At 66.4% G+C, this 23,235-nt stretch carries 27 protein-coding genes; all 27 read right to left on the bottom strand.

The window, feature by feature from the left end; translation table 11 throughout:
• Nucleotides 1-79: 79 nt before the first annotated feature.
• The 27 genes from SP5_RS06345 to SP5_RS06220 all read right to left on the bottom strand — a co-directional run bounded on the left by SP5_RS06345 (nt 80) and on the right by SP5_RS06220 (nt 23,228).
• Complete coding sequence (locus tag SP5_RS06345) at nt 80-856, bottom strand: DNA adenine methylase (protein ID WP_369386070.1); 777 nt, start codon at nt 854-856, stop codon at nt 80-82.
• 168 nt (nt 857-1,024) lie between these two features.
• Nucleotides 1,025-1,951, bottom strand: a complete 927-nt coding sequence (locus tag SP5_RS18730; protein ID WP_217995681.1) for a DNA cytosine methyltransferase — start codon at nt 1,949-1,951, stop codon at nt 1,025-1,027.
• 377 nt (nt 1,952-2,328) lie between these two features.
• Nucleotides 2,329-2,856 (bottom strand): hypothetical protein, encoded by a 528-nt coding sequence (locus SP5_RS06335; RefSeq protein WP_157013605.1) that lies wholly within the window; start codon nt 2,854-2,856, stop codon nt 2,329-2,331.
• Nucleotides 2,857-2,872: 16 nt separating this feature from the next.
• Nucleotides 2,873-3,382, bottom strand: coding sequence for an N-acetylmuramoyl-L-alanine amidase (locus SP5_RS06330; RefSeq protein ID WP_042485658.1), 510 nt, complete (start codon nt 3,380-3,382; stop codon nt 2,873-2,875).
• Between the two features lie 41 nt (nt 3,383-3,423).
• The gene (locus SP5_RS06325) at nt 3,424-3,777 is read right to left on the bottom strand and encodes a hypothetical protein (RefSeq protein ID WP_042485655.1); all 354 of its coding nucleotides are present in this window, start codon (nt 3,775-3,777) and stop codon (nt 3,424-3,426) included.
• A 119-nt stretch (nt 3,778-3,896) separates the two neighbouring features.
• Nucleotides 3,897-4,709, bottom strand: coding sequence for a hypothetical protein (locus SP5_RS06320; RefSeq protein ID WP_042485652.1), 813 nt, complete (start codon nt 4,707-4,709; stop codon nt 3,897-3,899).
• Nucleotides 4,706-6,811, bottom strand: coding sequence for a hypothetical protein (locus SP5_RS06315; RefSeq protein ID WP_157013604.1), 2,106 nt, complete (start codon nt 6,809-6,811; stop codon nt 4,706-4,708). The genes SP5_RS06320 and SP5_RS06315 overlap by 4 nt, the downstream gene beginning before the upstream one ends.
• Nucleotides 6,812-6,836: 25 nt before the next feature.
• Nucleotides 6,837-8,591 carry a phage tail protein gene (locus tag SP5_RS06310; protein ID WP_084220588.1) on the bottom strand — a complete coding sequence of 585 codons (1,755 nt, stop codon included), beginning with the start codon at nt 8,589-8,591 and terminating at the stop codon, nt 6,837-6,839.
• Between the two features lie 3 nt (nt 8,592-8,594).
• On the bottom strand, nt 8,595-9,020 hold the full coding sequence (locus tag SP5_RS06305; RefSeq protein WP_052811432.1) for a DUF6950 family protein: 426 nt from the start codon (nt 9,018-9,020) through the stop codon (nt 8,595-8,597).
• A 13-nt stretch (nt 9,021-9,033) separates the two neighbouring features.
• On the bottom strand, nt 9,034-9,621 hold the full coding sequence (locus SP5_RS06300; protein WP_042485644.1) for a hypothetical protein: 588 nt from the start codon (nt 9,619-9,621) through the stop codon (nt 9,034-9,036).
• Complete coding sequence (locus SP5_RS06295) at nt 9,618-10,214, bottom strand: hypothetical protein (protein WP_042485641.1); 597 nt, start codon at nt 10,212-10,214, stop codon at nt 9,618-9,620. The genes SP5_RS06300 and SP5_RS06295 overlap by 4 nt, the downstream gene beginning before the upstream one ends.
• Nucleotides 10,211-13,915 (bottom strand): hypothetical protein, encoded by a 3,705-nt coding sequence (locus SP5_RS06290; protein ID WP_042485638.1) that lies wholly within the window; start codon nt 13,913-13,915, stop codon nt 10,211-10,213. Before SP5_RS06290 ends, SP5_RS06295 begins: the two co-directional genes overlap by 4 nt.
• Before the next feature lie 11 nt (nt 13,916-13,926).
• Nucleotides 13,927-14,046 carry a phage tail assembly chaperone gene (locus SP5_RS18725; protein ID WP_083706499.1) on the bottom strand — a complete coding sequence of 40 codons (120 nt, stop codon included), beginning with the start codon at nt 14,044-14,046 and terminating at the stop codon, nt 13,927-13,929.
• Entirely contained in the window at nt 14,046-14,471 is a 426-nt protein-coding gene (locus SP5_RS06285; protein WP_042485635.1) for a hypothetical protein, read from the bottom strand. Before SP5_RS06285 ends, SP5_RS18725 begins: the two co-directional genes overlap by 1 nt.
• Nucleotides 14,468-14,788, bottom strand: a complete 321-nt coding sequence (locus SP5_RS06280; RefSeq protein ID WP_042485633.1) for a hypothetical protein — start codon at nt 14,786-14,788, stop codon at nt 14,468-14,470. Before SP5_RS06280 ends, SP5_RS06285 begins: the two co-directional genes overlap by 4 nt.
• Nucleotides 14,789-14,791: 3 nt before the next feature.
• The gene (locus SP5_RS06275; protein ID WP_042485631.1) at nt 14,792-15,217 is read right to left on the bottom strand and encodes a phage tail protein; all 426 of its coding nucleotides are present in this window, start codon (nt 15,215-15,217) and stop codon (nt 14,792-14,794) included.
• A 75-nt stretch (nt 15,218-15,292) separates the two neighbouring features.
• Nucleotides 15,293-15,682: a hypothetical protein gene (locus tag SP5_RS06270; protein ID WP_042485628.1), complete on the bottom strand. Its 390-nt coding sequence runs from the start codon at nt 15,680-15,682 to the stop codon at nt 15,293-15,295.
• Entirely contained in the window at nt 15,675-16,214 is a 540-nt protein-coding gene (locus SP5_RS06265; protein ID WP_042485625.1) for a hypothetical protein, read from the bottom strand. Before SP5_RS06265 ends, SP5_RS06270 begins: the two co-directional genes overlap by 8 nt.
• Nucleotides 16,214-16,561, bottom strand: a complete 348-nt coding sequence (locus tag SP5_RS06260; protein WP_042485622.1) for a head-tail adaptor protein — start codon at nt 16,559-16,561, stop codon at nt 16,214-16,216. The genes SP5_RS06265 and SP5_RS06260 overlap by 1 nt, the downstream gene beginning before the upstream one ends.
• Entirely contained in the window at nt 16,558-16,878 is a 321-nt protein-coding gene (locus SP5_RS06255) for a head-tail connector protein (RefSeq protein ID WP_042485619.1), read from the bottom strand. The genes SP5_RS06260 and SP5_RS06255 overlap by 4 nt, the downstream gene beginning before the upstream one ends.
• Nucleotides 16,878-17,108: an Acb2/Tad1 domain-containing protein gene (locus tag SP5_RS06250; RefSeq protein ID WP_042485616.1), complete on the bottom strand. Its 231-nt coding sequence runs from the start codon at nt 17,106-17,108 to the stop codon at nt 16,878-16,880. Before SP5_RS06250 ends, SP5_RS06255 begins: the two co-directional genes overlap by 1 nt.
• Nucleotides 17,108-17,452, bottom strand: coding sequence for a hypothetical protein (locus tag SP5_RS06245; RefSeq protein WP_042485613.1), 345 nt, complete (start codon nt 17,450-17,452; stop codon nt 17,108-17,110). The genes SP5_RS06250 and SP5_RS06245 overlap by 1 nt, the downstream gene beginning before the upstream one ends.
• Before the next feature lie 60 nt (nt 17,453-17,512).
• Entirely contained in the window at nt 17,513-18,772 is a 1,260-nt protein-coding gene (locus tag SP5_RS06240) for a phage major capsid protein (RefSeq protein ID WP_042485610.1), read from the bottom strand.
• An 87-nt stretch (nt 18,773-18,859) separates the two neighbouring features.
• The gene (locus tag SP5_RS06235) at nt 18,860-19,606 is read right to left on the bottom strand and encodes a head maturation protease, ClpP-related (RefSeq protein ID WP_042485799.1); all 747 of its coding nucleotides are present in this window, start codon (nt 19,604-19,606) and stop codon (nt 18,860-18,862) included.
• Entirely contained in the window at nt 19,578-20,918 is a 1,341-nt protein-coding gene (locus SP5_RS06230; RefSeq protein WP_042485608.1) for a phage portal protein, read from the bottom strand. Before SP5_RS06230 ends, SP5_RS06235 begins: the two co-directional genes overlap by 29 nt.
• Complete coding sequence (locus SP5_RS06225) at nt 20,915-22,774, bottom strand: terminase large subunit (protein WP_042485603.1); 1,860 nt, start codon at nt 22,772-22,774, stop codon at nt 20,915-20,917. The genes SP5_RS06230 and SP5_RS06225 overlap by 4 nt, the downstream gene beginning before the upstream one ends.
• Entirely contained in the window at nt 22,758-23,228 is a 471-nt protein-coding gene (locus SP5_RS06220) for a P27 family phage terminase small subunit (protein ID WP_042485600.1), read from the bottom strand. Before SP5_RS06220 ends, SP5_RS06225 begins: the two co-directional genes overlap by 17 nt.
• Between the last annotated feature and the right edge of the window lie 7 nt (nt 23,229-23,235).

The raw sequence follows: 23,235 nt of genomic DNA, 5'->3' as shown, positions 1-23,235 counted from the left end.
AGTGTCCGCCCCGGTTTTGCCGAATCGGCAGTTTTCCGCCGTTCCTGCTGGCCACCAGAGGGAGGCTGTTCCCCCGCGATTACCCCCGGAAGTTCGACACGATCAGTTCGCCGACACGTTTCGTGGCTTGGGAGCTGACCGTATACGTCGTGTCGACGTCTTCTATGTGGAAGCGGGAGAAGACGGCCCGTGCGCCGTCGGTCGCATTGATCGACAGGATGAAGCGCCCCCGAATACCAGCGAGCCGGTCGGCCAGGCGCTCGAAGTCGGCACGTTCAAACACTCCCGGGCCATAATCTCCCTCGCAATCCCAATAGGGCGGGTCGAGATAGAACAGCGTACGCGGATCGTCATATCGCTCGATGACGGACGCATAGCCCAAGCGCTCAATCGTCACGCCCGCCAGCCGGTCGTGCAGTTTCCGTAGGAAGGGGCGAAGCTGCCGGTGATCGTACCGGCTCGCCGCCTCACGCTTCACGCCGAAGTTGCGCCCGACGACCTTACCACCGAACGCCAGTCGCTGGAGGTACAAGAACCGCGCAGCACGCTCGATGTCGGTCAGGGTGGTCGGATCGACCAGCTTCAGCCGGTCGAAATCCTCGCGGCTGGCGAGCTGCTGCCGTACGGTGTCGTCCAGCGCGTCGGGATGCCGTTGAGCGACCCGGAAAAAGGTGACCACATCGCCCGAAATGTCATTGATCACCTCGGCCTTGGCGGGCCGAGCGCGGCGGAGGAATATTCCGCCCATGCCGACGAACGGCTCGACATAGGATCGGTGCGGTGTTGCATCGATCATGGCCGTGATACGCTTTGCCAGATTACGCTTCCCACCGAGATAAGGAGCGGGAGTGTTGATAGTCGAAATGAGGTTGGTCCTTCGCGATCACACGTCGGCTACGCGCGCGAGGGTGTACCGCCTGGGCGACGTGCCCAGGCGGATCGTCCGGCGCTCTGTCGCCGGGAGAATATCAAAGCCGGCCGGGCCGTCCCGGCCGGCAGCGCGGGTCAGTCGCCGCGCAGATCGTCAAGCGTCCAGGTGGTGAGCAGTTTTGAGAACAGCCCACGCGAGCGCCGCAGCCATGCTGCATACTCCGTTACCGGCTCCCCGGGTGCGCTCCACCCAATCGGCCAGCCCATCGTCTTCTCGTAGAATCGCGGGTTGGGCGTCAGGCTGCTCAGATAGGAGCCGTCCCCATGCTTCCAGCTCACTCGGACCTGGGGTGAAGATGGCGAGGCGGTCGACGTCGGCTTCCATCCCATCGCCTGCATGGTCGACCACAGGGTCATCCAGCTGCGGGACGCCTCGCTCAATGAGAATTGGCCGCCGCTCTCCGTCGAAATGTCGAACGGTCCCGTAAAGCGGATCGAGCCCGCCTGCACGATCAGGTTCGGCACATACCCCCCGTTCGACGCGGTCGGCGTGGGCCAGGAGGAAGAGCCGCCGGCGCCGGTGGGAAGCGCCTGCTTCTCGCGCTGTGAACAGGCCCGCCTTTGTCGTGTAGCCCAAGCCTTGTAGGCTGGCGACGACGTCGGGGAAGCCCAGCGACAGGTGCCCCTCGACGTTTTCGCAGAAGACCCATTCCGGCGCGACCTCTTCCACGATGCGGGCGATATCGGGCCAGAGATGCCGGGGATCGTCAGCTCCGCGGCGCACACCCGAGAGGCTGAAGGGCTGGCAGGGATAACCGGCAGTGAGGAGATGAACGCGGCCGCGCCATGGTCGGCCGTCGAAGGATCGCAGATCGTCCCAGATAGGTGCCTGACCCAGGGCCTGGTCTTCCATCCGCGCCACGAGAGCGGCCGCTGCATGGCCTTCCCTCTCGACGAAACCCACAGTCCGGTAATGGGGCTCGGCGATGTGCAGTCCAAGGTCGAGGCCCGCGTAACCGGCGCAGAATGACAATCCTCGGAAATCGACGTCTTCAGGTTGGAAGAGGGTACGTAGATCCACAATGTCCGCTCCATAGGTCGCTGGTGGCGATCGCTGGCACGTCGGCTACGCGTGCGGATGGTATTTGCGCCGATCGACATGATCGGACGCGGCCCGCGCCGACGCTCTGTTCGTCGGTGGGGATCTGGGGGCGCTGGCGGGGCCAGCGGCGATTTCATGCGTGGTGGGGCGGTCTCTGCCTATCGCGCCACCCGGCCGCGTACCGGGCGGTTAGCCGCGCGGAAGAACAGAGACCGCGCCCTGCTTATTCCCCCCGGGGGGGTCTTTCATTCAGCAGGCCACCCGGCAAAGCCGGTGCCTGTTCTTGCCGCGCACGGGCTGCTCCTTTCGGCTAGTCCAGAGCAGCAAGTCGGCCTTGCCGTCCGGACCGTCGATCGTCAACCGCCGGTGACGAAGCGGTAATCGGCCGTCGCCTTCTCGGCGGTGCGCAGCGCGTCATTGCGCTCGGCCGTACTGGACGCGCTGCGCGCCGTCGCCAGCGCCTGGCGGACCAGCTCGGCCGCCGCGCGCACCAGGTCGGCACGCTCGGGCGGCAGGAAGCCCAGGAATGGCGCGGCGAATGCCTGGGCCTTGGCGAATTGGTCGCTGATCCGCGCCAGCCGCTGCATCGAGGTGGGCGCGCCGGTCGGGGTGGCGCACGCCGCCAGGCCCAGCGCCAAGCCGATCGCCGCGATCCTCGCGCGAGCACCCATGCCCGGAGGCAGCGTGTCGGTCGCGATGACGTGGGTCGACCGGAAGCGCAGGATCAGCGTCGCGATCGCGACGAAGCCCATGATCGCGCCGACCAGCTGGTCCTGCTCGATGCCAGTGGGCAGGATGTGGAAGGTGGACAGGGCAGCGAAAAGCGCGGCGACGATTTGCAGCCAGATCGTCCGGCTCTGCCACCAGTATTTGATATCGGTCATGGGTGTCTCCAGGGGATCAGGCGGGGCGGCCGACGCGCGCATATTCGGTCAGCGCGTCGAAGCAGGGGCAGGCTTTCAGCCATTCGGCGGGGCTGATTTTGCCGTCGCCGTTGCGATCGGGCGAATAGTCGCGGTGGCCCTTGATGACGGCCGCCGGGTGCGCGCCCTTCAGCTCGGCCAGCAGGTCGAGCAGTGCGGCTTTTTGCGCGGGGGTGCGGGTGTCGAGGGGCTTGCCCGCAGCGTCGGTGCCGCCGACATAGACCACGCCGACCGAATGGGCGTTGAAGCCCTCGACATGGGCACCGGCCATCGCCTTCGGTCGACCGATCTCGATCGTGCCGTCCAGGCCGACGACGAAGTGATAGCCGATGTCCTTCCAGCCCTTGGCCAGGTGCCAGCCGCGGATCTGCGCGGCGCTGACCGCGCGCCCGGCCGGGGTGGCGGTGCAGTGGACCGCGATGCTGCTGATCGAGCGGGTGATGGGCGCGCGCGCGGCCGCGCGCCACGGTGCGAGTGGCGTCGTCATAGGTTTATCCAGGTGATGGCGCGGCCGACCGGCCGAGCGGGTTACAGCGCGGGCGTTTCGCCGGTGTGCAGCTCTTCGCTGACGCGCTTCATGAAATGCTCTCGGACCAAGCGGACCAGGCGGTCGGAACAAACGGCCGCCAGCGATCCAACCAGGACGCGGTAATCGGTGCCGACCGTCACGCCTACAACCCGCGCCGCGCCGTCACTGATGGCGATTGCCAGAAGGCCCAGCATCCCAAGTAAAAGCAGATCCGCGAGCACGCCGCGCCACGTCAATATGCGCCCTTCGGACAGAGCCAGGCCGTACCGTGCGGCAGTGCCGATCGCCAGTCCGGCGATCGTGGCACCGTATTTAGCTCCAGCGACGCTGGCGATGCTCACGGGCTCTGTCATGATACCTCCAGACAATCGATAGACGCGGAGATACAGTCGGTGACGTCGCCGATGGTCGCGCTGGGGGGCATCATCCACAATATGGCAGCCGTGCTGATGACATGGGCGAGGGCGGTCATTTACGAGAACCGCCCCTGCCCGGCTGCCAGATCCGCCGCGATTAATTCGCCGATGGGCTTCGATCCCGCGACGTCGAGACGCTGGAGCATCACTCGGCCGATCGCGCCCCGCATGGCGTCGGGGACAAAATTCCAATACTGGCCCAGCTTGGCCGGGCGGTCAGGCTGGGACAGCGCACCCGCATAGCCCACGGCAGCGGTAAAGCGCAGCGCGCCGTCAATGTAGAATTCGATCATCGATGCAGTCGCGGAGGTCGCACGCCAGCGCAGCGCATAATGGTGCGCGGCCGCATCGTCGGGGAATAGGGCGGCAGGGACCACCGGTCCTTCGTTATTGAGGCCGAGCTGGAGGCCGGACAGCTGGCCGGTCGCCGCGTCGTAGAGGACGAGGAAGCTGTACTGAATGACACCCCCTGAAGCGCAGCCAAGAATCTGCGTCGACTTCTGACCTGTTCCGCCGCTGGGATAGCCCGAGCGCGGAATGCGCCCCGTCATCGAAATCGCGAAATCGGTCGTCGACGGGGGCAGCTTCCATTCTGCGGGCAGCGTGATCGACTGACCCAGCCCGTCGAATTTTACCATCCCGCCCGACCACGGGATGGCGGCATCCGCAACCGCGATGCCGCCGTCACGGTCATAGTTGCGTAGCTGCGCCCCCGCCGCGACCGGGCCGACCTGGGCGAGATAACCCCAGCCGTGACCGAAATCGAACAGGCCAATGGTGCCGTCGTCCACCACGCTGTCACGCTGGAGCTTGGGCAGGTCGGTACGGCCCGAGGAATAGCCGACCAGACGTCGAAAGATGCCGCTCATGCTTGGGTCCATCCTTTCGCGGTGATGAAGGGTGCATAGCCGTACTGGCCCGCGATCGACCGGCCGGCTGCATTGAGGTGAAGGAAGTCGGTGCGGAGCGAGCGGGGTGTGAAGCCAGCTGCGATGTCCGCATTATCGCCTGCGCTGCCGTCGCCCCGCGCTTGCAGGATTGGCAGGAGGTCGAGCGAATTGTCGGGGAAGGCCGCCTTGATCGCGGCGTTCATCGCCTCGATGCGCAGGCGCCGCTCGCTGCCGGTCGGCTCGATCGGGTTGACGACGCTGCCGTCTTGGGCATAGCCCACCGGCAGGACGAGTGGGATGATGAAGCGCTTGGACAGCGACGACAGCGTGGAGACGAGGTCCCGGATCGCGGCGACATTCGCCTCGATCGTATCGAAGTTGTTGCGGCCGACCTGGATGATCGTGACGCAGTCGCGCGGGAGGTCGACCGGGTCCTCGTTGCCAAAGCGCGAGCAGGCAACGGCGCGAGCAAAGACGCTTGAAGGCACCGCCACCGCCGCGCCAGCGCTATCACGGGTCAGTGTGTAGGCGCCGCTGCCGTTGGTATCGCGGGTCAGCGTCATCCGCACCCCGGCGACCGAATAGCGGACCTTGATGTCGGGCTGTCCACCCGTGATCGGGTCGGCACCCAGAACGAGCACATTCACCACGGCTCCGGCCGCTGCCGGGATTTGGCCGCCGACGATGAGCATTTGGACGCCGTACAGGCGAGCCGCAGTCTGCTGCGCCGATTGACCACCGACGCCCCACTGATTGGCATAGGCCCAGCCGAGCTTTTGGGCAGCGACCAGACCCGCGCCGGTCCCGTCGTCCGCGCCCATGCCGACCTGGCTGTCGCCCCACATGGCGATGGCGAGGTACGGCAGGACCGACACCTCGGCACCGCCAGCGACGGGCACCGCGAAAAGTCCACCGGCAGGCTGCCGCGCGCGATCGGACCGATACAGCGCATTGCCGCGCTCGACGCGCACGAGGGTATGATTCGACCCTGCTGGCGAAAGCTGCATTCGCGCGCCGTTGCTGCGCCGTTCCGAATAGACCTGGCGTCGTCCAGCGGCATCGGTTTGCTCGACCACCATGTAATCGGCCGCGTCGGCTGCCACTGGGGCAGGTGCCGACACCGGTCGCGTTCCGGCCACGACCCGCCAGCCTCCATCGACATCCGCAAGCAGGTAGCCCGACCGATCATACTCCAGCGGATCGAGCGCCAGATGGTCGAGCCCGACATTGCGGGCGGTCAGCTCGAGCAGCGTGAAATCGCTATCGACCAGCGCATCGACCGCGCCGGAGCGCTCATACTCGAGGCTGCCCAGGTCCTCCACCAGCTGACCGCCATAGCTGACCGCGATCATGCTCAGCGTCGCGCGAGACACCCCTTTGATTACCCGGGCCTGCTCGTCGATCGTCGCTTCAAGATAGCCCGAGCGATCATATTCGAGCGGGTCGAGGTCGCGCGCCGTGATCGCCGCAAGCGCTGCTTCCGCGCCGCGGCGCGCTGCCTGTGCTGCCGCAACTCCGTCATCGATGCCCCCCCGGGCATCGTCGATGATGAGGCCGAGCAGATCTGCGCCATCGATTACCACGCGGGCATCGTCGCCGCTGTAGGTCACTCGAGCATTGGTCCAGGTGGACGTCTGGCCGCTCTGCCCGCCTTGCGACCGATTCGCGGGTGCGCTGTCCATGCCATACACGGTCGGCAGCGCCGTGAAGGTGCCGTAGACCAGACGCCGATTGTCCTGACCGAATGTGGCAATCAAATCGTAGCACAGTGTCGAGGAGCTACCCTGCTCACCAGAATATGGGACCTTAGCAGCATCCCGCATCGTCGATTGGGCGATACGGATGACGACTTCGCTTGTCGGCACGCCTTTGGAGCGAGTCACGTTGACGACGCGAATGCCCTCTGCATCCGCCATCGATACATTGCCGAGCGAAATTGCCGCAGGGCCGGGCGTCTCGGGACCAAGACGAATTTCCATCGCCAGCTTGAGCCCAAAGAGGTCGAGGCCCTCGAAGAAAATGGTGCGGACGCAAGGACCCGCCCGATCTGCCGCTATGGGCAGACAAGCCGCAGTTGCCATTCGATATGCTCCCGAATTGTAGGGGTTACGGCTCTTGCGAGGCGTCCTCGAGCGCCTTCACTCGAGCCGTGACTTGGCTCAGCGCATTCTGCTGCTGCTGAATGAGTTGCGCCTGTTGGTCGATCGTTCGGGTCGCCTGATTGAGCTGTTCGGAGCTGGCGGCGGCTGCGATCGCCTGCGCTATGGGATCTAGCGCGGGATTGAAGCCGTAATAGGCCCCGCCAGGAACGGCCGCGCGATCGGCGATCGGCGCATAGATTGCCGCATCCTCGACCGTAAGGGTCATCTGGCAGGCACCACCCTCGGCATATTCCTGCTCAGTCACACGGAAGAGCTTTCGGTCGAAGGCGAGTGCTGAAAAGGTAAAGGGAACCACCGCCCCTACCGGCCAGCGCCAGGCGCGAATGTCGAACAGCGCGGTGAAGGTCCGCGCCCGCTGCCGCCGTTGCAGGGTCTGGGATGCGATCTGCTGGGCCTGACGCGGACTCTCGACGATCGGTAGATCCAGCGACAAAGGGCGATCGATCCCGTCTGGGCTGGGGACCTCTACTTCGGGGAAATCCATCATCTGGTACAGACCGGCCGGGGTCGCATCGACATAGCGCCCACGGACGACATTGGGTGTGGCGTCCAGCGCCGGGTCCGGGTTCCAGGTGAAGGACCCGATCACGTCGTCGTCCATCAGGCCGTCGTCGGTCGCGGCGGCAGCCAGATCATTATGGGCGAGGATCAGGTCCAGCTTGCCACCGGCATCCATGATCCGCCCGCAGCATCCACCGCAGAGGGTATCGAGCATTTCCTTTCCGCTCGAGCCTTCGGATAAAACACCGGCCCCCTGGTAGCGCGGTTCCGTCCCTCCCCCAGCGACGCGCGGCACCTGCTCGTCGGCATGATTGGCAGCGACGATGAAGGACGGCCGACCGATCCGCTTGATCGGCAGACCCATGCCCACCGCCAGCTTTTTTGCCCCCGTCACCGGATTGGTGATCCGCCAGCCCAGAAGCACGCGCAGGATTTGAAGGGGCAGATTCTCGCCGATGACCGCGCCGTCGTCAGTGACATAGCGCCAGGTGCTCTGATCGTCCGCCCGCATTGGCCCCGAGCCACCCGGCACAGTGCTGTCACGGCGTGGATCGTATAGCATTGCTCCCCGGCCGATGATGGTGATCCGGCTGGGCGGTCCACCGGAGAAGGGACTATCGGTGCCTTTGGAATTGCCCGTAATCTTGAATTGCAGGTGGCACCAGGCGCAGCCGGTCAGGCGATGCGCCGCATTCCATTGGCCCGAGGCAAAGGAATAGCCGACGCCTGCCCATCCCTCGGTGACGATGCGCGGCACGGAAAAGTATCCGGCGAATTTCGACGTCACGCCGCGAACGGTCGACCAGGCCAACTCATCGTTCAGCCAGATCTCGTCGACGGCGTGGATCGCGTGGCTGGCAAGTGCGACGATCCACGAGCAGTAATCCTGCTTCGCGCCGTGCCACTCTTCATACCGGATATCGGTCGCCATGGCCGTCTGGCCCAGCACCGTCGTCCGGAACGCGCGCGGGTCGATCGTCGCCGAGAGGCGCTGCGTCTGGGACGCGGGAACGTCGGTCTTCTGCAGCAGCGACGACGCAATCGACAGCCCGGCACTGGCGAGGAACAGCGTCTGCACCGATACCCCGGCGATCGCCAGCGATCCGGCCAGGCCACCCATCGCGATCGCGCCGACGCCGGTCGCGAGCAGCGCCGCGCCACCTAGCACCATGGCACCGATCTTGAGAGCCTTTGCCATCCGTCAGGCTCCGTAGGGCACGCGCCAGGCGCGCGGGTCGCCCCAGCTCCACCGCTCGATACGGATCAGCCCTTCCCGCTCGCCTTCGCTGCCGACCGCGAACATGAAGTCGGTCCAGCAGATCCCGAGCAGGCCATGCGACATGACGACATCGCCGCGCTGGGCCAGGGCGGCCGGTATCGGCTCCAGCTTTCGATCTATCGTCGCTTCAAGCGTGCCGGCACCATAGCGCTTCAAGACACGCGCCGCGCCGATCGGCGTCGAGTACCGGCCGACAAACTCGCCCATCAGCGAGGTGTCCGTCATTGCGACGATGCCACCGTCCGTGAAGACGCAGCAGTCATATGTGCCCCAAGGGCCGAAGGGCCGAAGGCGCAGGGGTTCGAGGTAGGCGGCAAGGCGCGCCTCCCAATCGGGCTTGCGATACATAAAATCTGCCCCGTCAGGTGCGCTTGCTGGCGCCGTTGGCGATGGCGATGGCCAGCTCGGCCGAGCGATCGCCCGGATCGAAGCTGGCCTGATCGAGGTACGTCCGGTTCGACGCCTCGCCGAAAAATGCGAGGTAGCTTTCCACGTCCAGGCTGATCGTCTGGCTTGTCTGATCGCCAACGACCTTGGGCACCGACATTACGCCGGTGTAATAGCCCCAGATACTCAGGATGCGGGTCGGGTCGCGGGGATCGAGCAGCGCCTTCCAGAGTCGCACATCGCGGCCTTGGTACAGTGCCTTTGTGCTGATCTCCTCGAGCAGCTCGGCATCGATGCCGGGCAGACCTGACAATTCCAGCGTGACGGTATCGGTGCCGCCATCCTTTTTCCGGACCGCGCTGACCGACACGACGCTGTTGTCGACCGCGTCGAAGGTGAAGCCATCCAGGTCCTCGTCACCCGTGCCCGCAAAGCTGAAGCTGTACGGCGCATTGGTCACGCGGACCGGATCACCCGCGATATCGAGATAGCAGAAAGTGACGGGACGACGCAGCGACGCGGCAAGCGCCATGTTGCCCGCCGCATCCGGCCCGCCGATCACAGCGCCTCCACGACGGGGAATGACACCTTGTATTGCTGTCCGACACCGACGGTCCAGCCCTGCTCGTCGGTGTCCAAAGACATCAATGCATAGGGCAACCGCACCTCGACGTGTGCGCCGTCTGCCAGTCCCTCGGGAATGGTCGGCAGGACGGTGACGGTCAGCTTGCCGTCCGCGCCAACGATCGGATGATCGCCGATGACCTGCAAAAGCCGGTCCCCGGCGGTGATGAACATGCCGTCGAGCAACCGCGCGCCTGGCTGCCATCCGCGCGTCTTAAGCGTGCCGCCCTTCTGGCCCGTGCCATCGATGACGACCACCTGGTGGAATTTGAATTGCGGCCCCTCGACGGCGACCAGCTTGAAGGCGTTGGCCCGCCCCTGGAGCTGTGCGAGGAAAGACCGCCAGGGCCGGAATGAAGCCTCGCCCCGAATGACCGGCATGTCGACCTCGGCCGACCAGCGCGCGGCCTCGGGGAGGATAGTCGTGCGCCGCTTTCCCTTCCAGCCACGATTGGACTGGCTGGGCTGCTTCAGCTTCCACGGGATCTCGCTGGCCGCCGTGGGGCTTGTCGGCATCGGTACGATGATCATCCGGTGTATCCTCCCGGCAGAGTGGGGCGGCGCATCCGCGTCATCGTGCGCATTTCCGCGCCGGCCATGATCGGCTCGGCCGCCGCGCCGACCGTCCGCATCGTCGTCTCTTCGACCTGGGCCATCAGCAGCGGCGACGCTTCCACCTTCGTCCGGACATTGACGTCGACGCGGTCACGCCCACCCGCCCGCAATCGGGTCATATTCGGCCGGGGTTCGCGCAGGCTTGGAAAAGATGGGGTCGACAGACTCAGCGACCCGCCATCCGCGAATTTGCGCAAGCGCCCCGAATTGATCGCCGCCAGCTCGGGCAACCATTCCTTGGTCGCGGCCGCGTTGACGATGAATTCCCGGTTGGACAGGCGCACCGCCCCGCCCTTTCCGCCCAGCAGGGCGAGGATGCTGTCCGACCGTCCCGTGCCCGGCCCCTGGATCAGGCCACCCAGCGACCCGCCATCGGCCCGGCCGGGGATATCAGCGAGCGAGCCACCATCGGCGAACCCGAAGAAGCTCCCGCCGATCGAGGCAACGATCGCCTTCTGGATCGCCAGCCGGGCCAGGTCCTGGATGACGCTCCCGACCACGTCGGCCGCCGCACCCTTCAGCCCCAGCAGGTCGGTGACGGCCTGCGCGGTGGCGCGGCTGCCCTCGTCCTCCAACTTGCCGAAGCCCTGGACGGCGATGCTTTCCAGCGCGGTCTTGGTGTCTTTCGACACCTCCATGACGCGCTGACGATAACGATCGAGCGGACTAGCGGTCTGCTGCTCGAACCGCCCGCTTTCCGCCTTCTCGACCTCCGGCAACCGCGCCAAGTTGTCCTTGGCACGCTGCACCGCCTGGGGATCGTCCGACGTAGCGGCGACGCGCTCCAGTGCCTGACGGCGCAGCTGCTGCTCCAGCTCCAGGATCTCGCGCCCGATGCGCTGGCGATCGCGCTCGGTGACGGCGCTGTCCTGCTGGATGCGCAACACTTCCAGCCGCGACGAATTGGTATCGGCAACGCTGTCGTAGCGCTGCTCGATCAGGCGGCGGGCCTTATCGGCATCGACATTGGCCAGCCGCTGCTGGCGCGTCGCTTCGTTGACCGCGTGCAGCTGCAATGCCTGGGCGACAGTCAGGTCCCCGGATTGAAGCCGGTTGCCGGTGCGGGTCCGCTGCGCATCCGCCTCGGCATTGATCTCCTCTCGCAAAAGGATGTCGCGCTGTTCCTCGCTGGTGGCGCTGCGGCCGGTCGCTTCCAGCAGGCGTCGGCGGGCACCGAGAAAATCGTTCGTAAAAGCCGTATCGTCCGCCAGGACCGCGCGCTTGGCAGCATCCTGGCGACGCTGCATCGTCTCGGCCGAGGGGCCGCGACGCGGGGCCTGGCCCCATTCGACATGATAGACGCGCTGCGTCGGCTCGTTGAGCACCTTGCGCAGGCGAACGCCAGCATCCTCGAACGCCTTGCGGATCGACGCGACCGAAATTCCCGGACCGTAGGCGACGTCGAGCGCCTGGCCGCGCTCATGCGCGCTAGTGCCGGGGCGGGCGACCGGCCCGATATGGCGGCCCGCCTGGGCATCGGCGAAGATCCGCTCCTGTTGTGCGCGTGAACGCGTGCCGCTGGTGACGCGCCCGCCGATCGAGGCGATGATCGACCGCGCGCCCGCCTCGTCGACGTCCCGACCGAATTGGCGGTTGGCCGTGCCTGATCGGCGCTCGGCGCTAACACGCGCTTGCGCCTTTTCGACTTCCTTCTTCTTCTCGGCTTCCAGATCCTTCAGTCGCTGAAACGACGCCGCGCCCACCTGTCGGCCGAGCTTCGCTTCCTGCCGTTGCAGATCCTTCACCGCCTTGATGCGGTCGTCGTACAGCTTCGTGACGGCCCGGACCGGATCGATCGCGATTTGCGCCTGCTCGGCCGCCAAGTCTACGCGTGTGAGGTTCAGCGCCGCCTGCGCATCGTCAACGGCCTTTTGGGCAGCGGTGGCATCGACCTGCAGCTTCGCGACCTTGCGGTCCAGGGCAGCGCGGGCCGCGTCTGCCGTGTCCGGGCTGACATTTCCAAACCCGCCATCCTCAAAGAGCTGACGGGCAGCCACCGCGTCCGCGAGCCGGGCGGCGGTCTTGCGGCGGATATCCAATGCTTCCTGAGCATGTTGCTTTGCCGCAATATTTGCCCGCTCGGCAGACGTCCGCTCCGCTTCAGCCGATTCCTTGAGCGCGTTCGCCTGATCGCGGATCGCCGCCGTGACGCCTTCGATGGTCGATTTGAAGCGCTCTTTCGCTTTAGCGGTCGTCTCGGTTTCCCGCGCATCTTCCTGCAATTTTTCGAGAGCGTCGGCGGTCTTGTCGCTAAACAGGTCCAGATTTTTGGTCAGCGCGCCCAGGACAAGCATCCCGGCGGTGATCGCGAGCCCCCAAGGGCCGAGCATGAAATTGCCGAACGCCTGCGCCTTCCCGGTCATGAGCGTCATCTGTCCGGCCGCCTGCGCGCCCTGGATCGCGACGACCTGGAACAGGTTGGCGTTCATCGACAGCTGGGTGAAGGTGTCCTGCGCCTGATAGCCCAGACCCTGCATGGCGATGCGGTTCCGGTTGATCTGCGCGATCGCCTGATTCTGTGCCTGGGAACCCGGGCCAGCGACAGTCTGGGCATAGGCACTCAGGTTGTTGCGGGCGAGCTGCTGGGCCGCCGCATACTCGCGCATCGTAATTGCGCCGCGCCGGAACAAGTCATCGGCGCGGTCCATCTCCTGGTCGAACCGGAGCTGGGCGACGTACATCGGATCAAGCGCGCCACGGACCTGCTGGACCGCCAGCACCAGCTCGCGTTCCTGCCGAGCCGATTCACCGATGGCGAGGGCGTGTTGCCGCTCGCGATCCACGGCCCCGCTGACCTGGGCGGCATGGGCCTGAAGGGTGGCGCGCGCCAAGTCCTGCGCCGCCTGATACTCGCGGACGCTGATCGTCCCGGCCGCATACAGGGCCTCGGCGCGGTGCAGTTCCTCGTCGAACCGCTTCTGCGCCACATACATTGGGTCGAGCGATGCGCGCAGCACGTCGGCCTGCGACGCCAGCTCGCGCGAGGTGCGGGCAGCCAGGGCCTCAGCTTGGGCCAGGCGCTCGGCTTCGGCCGCTGCCTCGGCGACGCGCTGGTGACGGCCAACGAAATGCTCGGCCGCCTCGGCGCTCTGCATCAGCTCGATCTGGACGCGCTCCAGCGCGCCAGCCTCGGCCAAGAGGGCTTGCGCCTGCCGCTCTGCCTCGATCCGTGACGCGTTGGACGCCTGGATGAAAAGACGGGTCGCTTCGGTGGTATCGCCAACGGCGCTGGAGGTACGCTGGGCGGCCGCGACGATCAGCTCGAACGACCGGGCGCGGTTCTGAGCCTCGGCCGCCTGGCTGCGCAGATCATCCACGCCCAGGTTGACGCGGCCGTCAACGGTCGGCCCCTTGATGGCCTGGGCGGCGATGCGCTGCACCTGGCTGAAGCTGCCCTCGAAGCTCGCCTGGGCGCGCTTGGCGGCATCGTCGGCAAGGCTGGCGAAGGCTCCAAACTTCGATCCCATCCGGCCGATCGAACGGTCGACATTGTCGGCCATCCGATCGGCGCGGCGCTCGAAACGGTCGAGCGGCTGCTCGGCCTCGGTGAGGTGGCGGCGCAGCAGCTCGGTCGCGGCATCGACCTGCAACAGCAGGCGTTCGGTGACGTCGGCCATGCGCGCCTCCCTTATTCGTCAGGTACGGCGTGGAAGCGCTCATACCCCTCGATCGCCGCCCAGAATTCGGACGGCGTCGCGGACCAGAATTCATGCGGCCGCCACGACAGCGCAGCGGCCGCCAGCCCCATCAGCCGACGACGGGGGCTTCCTCGGTCGTCGTGATCGTCGTCGGCTTCGGATTTCCCTCGGCGTCATAGCCGCCGGTGACGGCGACCGAGAGGACGCCGGACAGCTGCTTCTGCACGACGAGCAGACCACCGTCCGCCTCCAAGATCAGGCGACCAATGCGCGCCGCGTTGGCACCGGAGAGGTTCTTGTCGGCAGTGGCCCGGCCAAAGGCGCGGACCAGCCCGCAGACGATCTGGGCGACGGCCGCCAGCTTCAGCTTCAGGTCGATGGCATCGCGCGCCAGGTCGACCAGGCCGCGATCGAGCGTGGCCTCGATCTCCTGGATCGCCTCATAGCTGGGACGGAGGCCCATCGACTCGCCGCCAAGGATGAGGATCGATTCACCGCGGTCATCGACCGCCGGGCGGGTGGTGGTGTCGGTCATGCAGCCTCCGGATCATGGGTCGCTTCGGCGACGGCCTCGACAGGCTCGGTCGCTACGACAAGGGCCACGGCATAAAGCGCGCGGATCAGGCCAATCGCTGCCGGGTCGGCTGCGATCAGGCGGGCCAGCTCGACATGGTCGACCGGCTCGGCGAGGAAGGGCTCCAGCGCCCGGGCGGCCCGATCGGGACCGGATACGAGCAGCTGCTCCACCTCATGGGCGGAGCAGCCGGTCATATCGATCAGCCGGGCGTTCAGGTCGGCGGGGACCGGTGCCAGTGCGAGGGTCGCACCGGCAATAGTCAGGGACGTGACCATCGATCAGGCCAGCGTGTCGACGGTGGGCTGGGCGGCGGGCTGGAAGGTCAGGCTGGCCTTCAGCGAATTGCCCTGCTCGAAGTCATTGTTGTCGAGCGCCGTGTACATCGAGCACTCGAACACGACATCGCTATTGGCGAAGGGCTTCTTGCGGACCTGGATCACCTCGGTCGCATTCGACTTGTCCAGCGTCTCCAGCCGGGTGTAGCCGTTGGCGTCGGGCAGGTCGGGCACGATATCCTGCTTGATCGAGATGGTGCGCAGGCCGGGCGTCTGGGTGTCGACGCCCTCGGTATCCTTAGTCGCCGAGGAGCTGAAATTCTTCGAGCGGTTGATGGTCAGGTTGCCTTGCCCGCCGGGCTGGTTGAACGCCGTGCCGTCAGCCGCGCGGACGAACAGGCGGTAATCGCTGCCGAGCTTTTTCGCCATGATGGGGTCTCCACAAATGAAAAGGGCCGCGCTGGCGTGGCGCGGCCCGGGGGGCATTCGGATGGGTCGGGGGCGTCAGGGGGCCAGCGCGATCGCGTCGAAGGCGCTGATCCCGGAATAGGAGCCGCCACCTTCGTCCAAGACCGCGTCGTCGTCCTTGAACAGGAAGGCGACGGTCCAGCCCGCCTCGGTGAAATTCTGGCCATCGAGCGCCTTCTCAATCTGACCCTGGAGGGACAGGAGCGGCGCACGCTCTTCGGCGACGACCAGGGAAATAATATTGATCTCCACCCGGCGATCGTCGCTGTTGCCCTTCCCGCCCATCGAGAAGCTCTTCAGGTCGCCCAGGATGACCAGATCACCCTTCGCATTGACCGGCGCGTCCTGATAGACGGTCGCCTTGCTGATCGCGGCCGCCAAGGCGCGGAACGCGACCGCCTCGACGATCGCTTTCGCATCACTCATCACCGGCTCCGATCTTGGCGAGCGAACGGCTGAAGATACCGCGCATATTGGAATTCAGGGCCGCTCGAAGGTCCGGATAGCGGCCGGTAATGAAGCGCTTCGGCTCCATGGCAGGCACCTTCATGCGATAGGTGGCCACGATGTCGGCCCGTTCCTTGCGGCCGCGCGCATCGGTGCGGAGCGTCGAGTAGGTCGAGCCGTCGCGTCGTGATAGCGACACCCGGCGACGGCGCTGGACCATCACGACCTGCGCCTTGCGGCCCAGATCTTGGATGCGGCCATAGAACAGCTTCGCGCGCCCGGCAGGCGTGCCGATCAACCCGATCTGAAGCCGCAGCGAGGTGGGCAGCACCTTGGATTGCAGCCCGGCCCGCAGCTTGCCAGTCAGGTCCGGCGCGCGGGCCTGGACGGCGCGCAGCATCTCGCGTCCGGTGACGTGCAGCTCGACGAGGATCTCGCCGCGCACGGCATCGGGCAGGCGGCGCAGCAGGCGGCGAAAGCGGGCAATGCCCTTGATACGCTGACGCGCCATTACGACGCCTGCCCACTCTCGCACGAAAGCACCAGGCCGTCGCGTGCGTCGGTCGGGGCGATCGCGGTGATCGTCAGGATCGAATCGCCGTACACGATGCGGTTGGCGATCGTCAGGCCCGATCGATTACGGATCGTGACCTTCCAAAGCTGGCGCTGGCGCTCGACCAGGTGCTGAAGCGCGCGATCGCCGCGCAGGGCAATGACCTCGGCGGGCACGCGATCGGCCAGCGTCTTCCATTTGGCCTGGCCAGCGGGGGCCGACCGGCCACCCTTGCCGTTGTCGACGAGATTGGGCTCCTCGATGCGGACCCGGTGGCGCAGCCGACCGGCCGACAGGCGTCTCATTCGACCGCCCAGGACGCGATGGGGTCCAGCAGCCAGGTAACGCCCAGCGGCAGCTCGGCCCCGCCCCGGCCGTCGACGATCACGCCCTCGGGTATTGCGTACCAGGCCGCGACGATCAGGCTGATCGCCTGGCAGGCCATGGCCAGGTCATCCCCGGTCATGGTCGGATTGGGTCCGACAATCGTCCGGCGGGTGCGCCGCTCGACGGCCCGGCGTGCGGCGGTGATGAGCCGCAGCAGCCGGGCGTCGTCGTCCGTCGCGCTGACGTCGAGCCGCAGATCCTGCTTGATCGCCTCCAGCGTGACGGGTTCGGCCATTACGCCACCTGCCGTTCAGGCTGGGCGATGGCGCGCACCGCTCGCATGAAGGCGTCCTCACCGGCGGTTGCCGCCAGTGCGACATGGCGCTGGTCCAGCGACGGGGTGGCGCGCAGACGATCGATCAGACCGTTGAAGCGTGCCTCATAACCCTTCACCTCGTTCATGAGGCCGATCTCGGTTTCGGAAAGCTCCCGATACCCTGCGATCTTGCGATGCTGGTTTTCCATTACGCGGCCAGCGACTTGGCGTAGGCGACCGCCTCGGGATGGCTGTCGATATAGCCCTCGCGCTCGAGCTGGTCGACGCGATCGGCGCGGACCTGCACGACCTCGTTGACCACATGGCCCTCGAATTCGAGCGTCACGCGCGCTTCGACGACCGAGCCAGTGACGACCGTCTTGATGCCCGTCACATTGCCGTCGCCGTTGAGCGCGAGTTGTGCGGCACCGCTGTCGCCGGTGCCGTTGTCAGCGCCGGAGGCGTTCGCGTTCGTGTCGGACGGGGCATTCGTGCCGTTCGTATCGGCGGTATCGGTGCCGGTAGCACCGGCGGGGGTGGGAGTGCGAGCCATGTTCGCTCCTGTCGTTGCGTGGGAAGGGGGGCGGGCGGCCGGTCAGCCGCCCGGGGGCGATCAGCTCGCCGACTGCTGGAAAGCCTTGTAGGGCTTGCCCGCGCTGACCTTCTTGCCGTCGCCGCGTGCCCAGGCGAGGAAGCCGACCTGGCCGCGCGAGGTGTAGACGCTGTCGTCGAAGCGGAAGAGCGTCACTTCCATCACGTCGCGGATGAGGAAGCTCTTCAGGTCGCCGAACAGGATCGACTTGGCGTTGGCGGCCTGGACCGGCATGTCCTGGTTGATCTGATAGCGGTAGCGCAGGAAGGTGTCGGGGTCCTTCGCCGACAGGCCCGGCAGCCACAGCGGATGGCCCTGGCTGTCCTTCAGCTTCTTCAGGTTGCGCAGGGTGGTGTCGTGGAACATCCAGCCCACGCCATCAGCGGTGCGATAGGCCGGGTCGATCGAATGCTCCAGGTCGACCATGTCGTCATACTGGACGAAATTGGTCTGCCCGGTCGCAGCGACCTTGCCGACCTCGGCCCCGGTCACGATGCCCTCCGGCTCGCCGATACCCGAACCGACCGTGTACTTCTGGTTCTGGATGCGGCCGATGCGCGTGGTGGCCGAGCGGCGAACGAACGCCTCGACATTCATGCCCGGCCCCTGGTCCTGGAGCAGCTCGAACGGCAGGGTGAAGATCTTCGACGACCACTTGTAGGCACCGATCTGGGTCGTGCCGAACGACGGGTCCGAAGTGGTCGCGGCCTGATTTTCCGGCACGATCTCGCCCATCTGGCCGGTCTCGTCCACGGTCGGCCACGGCAGCGCAGCGCCCGAGCTGGTCTGGATCACCTCGGCGACCTGACGGATACCGCCGAACGCCTTCAGCGCCTCCAGCAGCTCGCCGCCGAAGCCGGTGGGGACCAGGAAACCGCCCGCCGAGCCGGTCTGGGCCGACGATGCGTTCTTCGGCTGGCCGGTGCGGAGGATTTCGACATCCTCGCGCGTCATGGCGGCGACACCGTGGATCAGGAAGTTGCGGAAGGCGGCGCTGTACCGCTGCTGGCGCTCGCGCGCCTCGGGCGACAGGTTGCGGACCTCGCCCGCGCCGCGCGCTTCGATCTCGCCCTCATTCTCGGCCGCCGACAGCTCGCCGTCGATCTTGGCCTGCTTTTCCAACCGATCGATCTGGGAGTCGATACCGTCGATCTTGCCATAGATGGCGTCGACCTGGGCCTCGATATCCTTCGACCACTTGTCGCCGGTGTTGGTGTCGAGGAGGTTGCGGGCCTGCTTTGCCAGATCGGCACGCTGGTCCCGGAGCGCCTTGATATTCATCGGGGGATTTCCTCAAAAGAAAAGCCCCGCCGGATGAGGGCGGGGCTTTGGGGTGCCGGGGGGACCGGCGCGGGGGATGCGCGGCCGTCAGGCGGCCGTGCGGTCGTACAGCGCGAGACGGGCCATCGCCCGGTCGCGGGTGCTGGCATCGATCTCGGGCGGACGTTCGGTCAGCGCCTTGGGCACATTGGCGAAAGCAGAGAGGTTGAAGGCGACGGCCCGGGCCTTGGCGTCGGACTTGGCCTTCTTGTCCTGGACGGCGACCATGCGGTCGACGAAACCGGCATCGATCGCCTCGGCCGCGTTGAACCAGGTCTCCGCCTTCATCCAGGCTTCGACCTCGGCCGTCGTCTTGCCGGTCTTGGCGACATAGCCGTCCGCCAGCACGCCATCGATCTTGCCCAGGAGCGACGCCGTGGCGGTCATGTCCTCGGCATTGCCCATCGCAAAGGTCCAGGCGCGGTGGATCATGTAGAAACCGCCCTCGGCGATCTCGACGCTATCGCAGGCCAGAGTCAGCGCAGTCGCGGCCGACGCGGCCAGGCCGTCGATGACCGCAGTGAATTCGGCCGCATGCTCGCCGATCGCGGTCATCATAGCCCGCGCCTCGAACACGTCGCCGCCTGGCGAATTGACGCGCAGGCGAACCTTCGGCGTGGTGATCGCCGCGATTTCCTTTGCGAAGTCGGCCGCCGACACGCCCCAGAAGCTGTCGATCACGTCATAGACATACACGGTGGTGGTGTCGGCGTCCGTGGCCTCCGCGCGCAGGCCGGAGCCCTTGCCGCGATTGCCCTGGGCAAGGTTAAGCAGCTTGCGCGTCATCTGCGGCATCGTCGTCGGGCTCCATCGGGGGGCCGCCGTTGTGGCCGATCGGGGCCGGTGCGGGCGGGAAATAGACCTTGTCGGCATCGGGACCGGGCAGCGGGGGCAGATTCTTCATCCGCCGCACCTCGTTCTGCGTCATCCAGCCGGGCAGTTGGTTGCCGCCCAGGGCGGCCTTGAAATAGTCGGCCTGCGACCTGCTGTCGCCGACCTGCATCGCCTCGACGTCGAAATCGACGAAGAAGCGCGATGGCTTCGCACCGATCACGGGGAACAGCTTGCGGGTCAGCTCCTTGGCGAACCGGCGCACATGCGGGACACAGGTGTAGAGCTTGAAGCCCACGGTCATCTGCTCGATGCCGGTGCCCCAGGTCGTCGCGGCCGACGTCTCGCCGATCATGTGCGGGGGCGTGCCGAAGATCCGCGCGACGTCGACCACGGAATATTGCAACAGCTCGAGCAGCTGCGCGTCCTTGGCGCTGACCGAAACGCGCTTCCACTCGCCGCCATTCTCCAACAGCAGCGGATTGTGAGCATTGGCAACGCCCTGCGCCTTCTTGCGCAGATACTCTTTGAAGTCGGCGCGCTGCTCCTTCGATATCTTCGTCCCCTCGGGGAACGAGAAATAATCGTTGGTCAGCAGGCCCCGCTCGAACTGGCCGCTGGTATATTCCCGGCTGGCCAGGTTGATCCCGATCGCCTGGGCATGGTGCGCGATCGCCGACAAGGCGCGGATGCCGTTGGTGTCGCGGCCCGGCCCCCGGAAGTGGATCACATAGGAGCCGTGATGCGTCTCCACCGACCCGTCGAGATTGGTGAACTGATACCAGACGGTATCGCTCGACCGGAACGGCAGGACGCGCGCCGGGTGGTAATAGTCGATCGAGGTGATCGTCCCGTTGCGAGCCTGGCGCATCAGACCATAGCCGTTGCCGCGCAACAGCATCGCCATCGCCTGAAGCTCGATGAACTCCGGGCCCGACATCTCCTCGTTGGGCTCGACCTGGAGGAAGCGGTTGTACGGATGATCGGCGACATACCGCCGCCCGCCGTTGGGCAAATGCTCGTACACGCCGAGCGGGGCCGACATCATCGTCCCGCTGATCAGCGTCACGCACCGCCACACCGCCGAGGAGCGCATCGCCGTTTCGGGCGTGACCTCCACCCCGGCCGCGCGCTGCCCCCAGCTCATCCATTCAAACTGCCCGAAGTCGCCGACGACGGCCGCCGTGCTGTCCACGGCGTTTTGCACGGGCGCGCCCAGGCGCGCGGCCTCGGCCGCAGCGGCACGATCCGACAGGCGATAGGACGATATGCTCATGCCGCGTCCTCCTCGCTGTCGTCGTCGTCATCGGCGTCTAGGTCGACGATAAAGCTGCCGGTGTAGGCGTCCTTGCCTTCAAGCGGCGCGTTGTCGGCCGCGCCCACGCCCATGGCGGTGGTCACGATGCCGTCGATACGGCCGCGCGATCGCTTCTTGTCGAAGGCGCGGTTCTTTTGGCCGTCCTCGGTGATCGCCGCGTTGGCCGCGCAGCTATAGGTGACGGGCGAGCTGTCGATCACGATCGTGTCCTTCAGGATGCGATCCTCGAGCCGCTCGATCGAGCGGGGCATGCAATATTGCCGGTCCTCGAACATCACGCGGGTGCCCTGGGCGTGCCGCACCATTTTCAGGCCGGAGCCTGCGGGCTTGTCCGGCCCCTCGAACTTCCAGGCGTCGAAGCCGATTTCCTCGCAGGCGCTCTCGAAGTCGGCGAACTGCGCGGGGTCGAACACCAGCTCGACGACGTCATGCTCGGCGCAGATCTCGGCGACGCGGGCGGCGACGAAGGTCTTGTCGATCGTCGCGCCAGGCACGGCGGTCAGGTGGCCGTCCGCGACCCATTCCTCGTAAGGGGCCGAGTCCCGCTTGGCCCGGTCGGGCAGGCCATCGGCGGTGGTCCAGTACCAGGTCTTGCACCACAGGATGCCGTCGCCATCCCGCCACACAGCGGTCAGCGCCGTCAGGTCGTTCTTCTTCGACAGGTCGAGCGACAGCCAGCATTGGCAGCCGCGCAGGATCTGCATCGCCGCGTCGTCGATCGGGGCCAGGATCGCGGCCCATTTCTCCTCGTCGATCCAGAAGTCGGCCGCGCCGGTCGGGATGCCAAAATACAGCCGCTTTACCGAGCTGGCGGTCGACAGCCGGGTCTGGGCGGTCTGCACCTCCTCGCGGATATTGGCGACCGGATAGGTGATGCCCAGCGCCGGAAGGGCCTTTTGCCAGCATGCCTCATTGGTGAAGACGGTTTCGCGATCGCGCTTGTCGACGCGCGCCACGAAGGCGAATTGCGTGTCGTCTCGCTTTTCGCCCTTGGCGATCAGCTGGGCTGTCTCCGAATAGGAGGTGCCGACGATCTGCGAGGTGGCGGGCGTGTTGGTGCCCAGCACCATCATCGCACTGCCCGCCACCTTCGTAATGGCCCGTCGCCAGATCTCGATCTGGGCGTCGGTCGTAAATTCGTGAATCTCGTCCGCCAGCACCAGGCGCGGTCGCGGTCCCGATTGCGCCGATCCGCCCGCCAGCGGCAGGAAGAAGGATTGCGAGGCGGGATGCTCGATCTTCCAGGTGTTGTCGCCCTCGCCGCGCAGGACGACGTGGCCCAAGGCCTCCAACGTGTCGCCGTCGTCATAGCCGGGCACCTGCGCCCGGCACATGGCGGTTCCGTCCTTGAACAGGACGTTGGCGGTCTGTTTGTTCGCCGCGATCGAATAGACCTGGCTGCGAGGAAAACCGCACCAGCCCATGACGTACAGGCCGAGGCCCGCCATCATCGGCGACTTGGCCTGCCCCTTCCCCGTCTCGACCCAGGCAGAGCGGAAGCGCCAGCGGCCGTCGGCGTTGACCCACCCCATGAGGGAGCCGACGACGAACACCTGGTAGGGCAACAGGGTGAACGGCTTGCCCGCCGCCGGGCCGTCCGTGATCGTGAACACGGACGGGAAGAAGTCCAGCGCCCGCTGCGCCAGCTCCGGCCGCCAGAAATAGCCCCGCTTGGCCGCGTCCCGCAGGTCGCGGAGGTGACGCTCGCAGGCATAGCGGACCAGGTCGCCCACGACGAAATCGCCGCGGACCGCCGCCTCGGCCCAGGCCGTGGTCGGATCGCTCGCCGCTGGGGCGCTAACCCTTCGGCCCAAGGAACGCGTCCGCCCCGGCGGTGCGCTGGCGCTGCTTGACGACCTTGCCCACCTTGCTGCGGCGGCCGGGCGACAGGCCGAGCTGGGCCTCCAAGCGCTCGGCCGTGCTCTCTGCCTCGCGCATCGCCTTGTAATAGATCGACAGGCGGTCGATCGCCTTGGCGTTCTCGGGGTTGGCCTCGGTCACAAGGCCGTTGCCAGCGACCTGGCGCGAGCAACGGTCGTACACGATGTAGGCCAGGACCAGGCGCTGAAGCGCGTGTCCGTTCGACGACGACAGGATTTCCCGCGTGGTCATCTCGTCGACGATGCGACGCCAATGGCCGCGCGCGACCATCTGTTCGTCGGCGTCGGTCAGCAGCGCCGACCAATCGGGCTGGCCGACGATCGTCTCGTCCACGGTCGGTTCGGCCACGGCCTGCTTTGCCGAGGTGCGGTTCGGTTTCCTTGCCATGGCACCT

The sequence above is a fragment of the Sphingomonas parapaucimobilis NBRC 15100 genome (assembly GCF_000787715.1).
Lineage (GTDB): Bacteria > Pseudomonadota > Alphaproteobacteria > Sphingomonadales > Sphingomonadaceae > Sphingomonas > Sphingomonas parapaucimobilis.
Note: the sequence above shows the minus strand (reverse complement) of the source record. Positions and strands in the feature narration are given on the sequence as shown.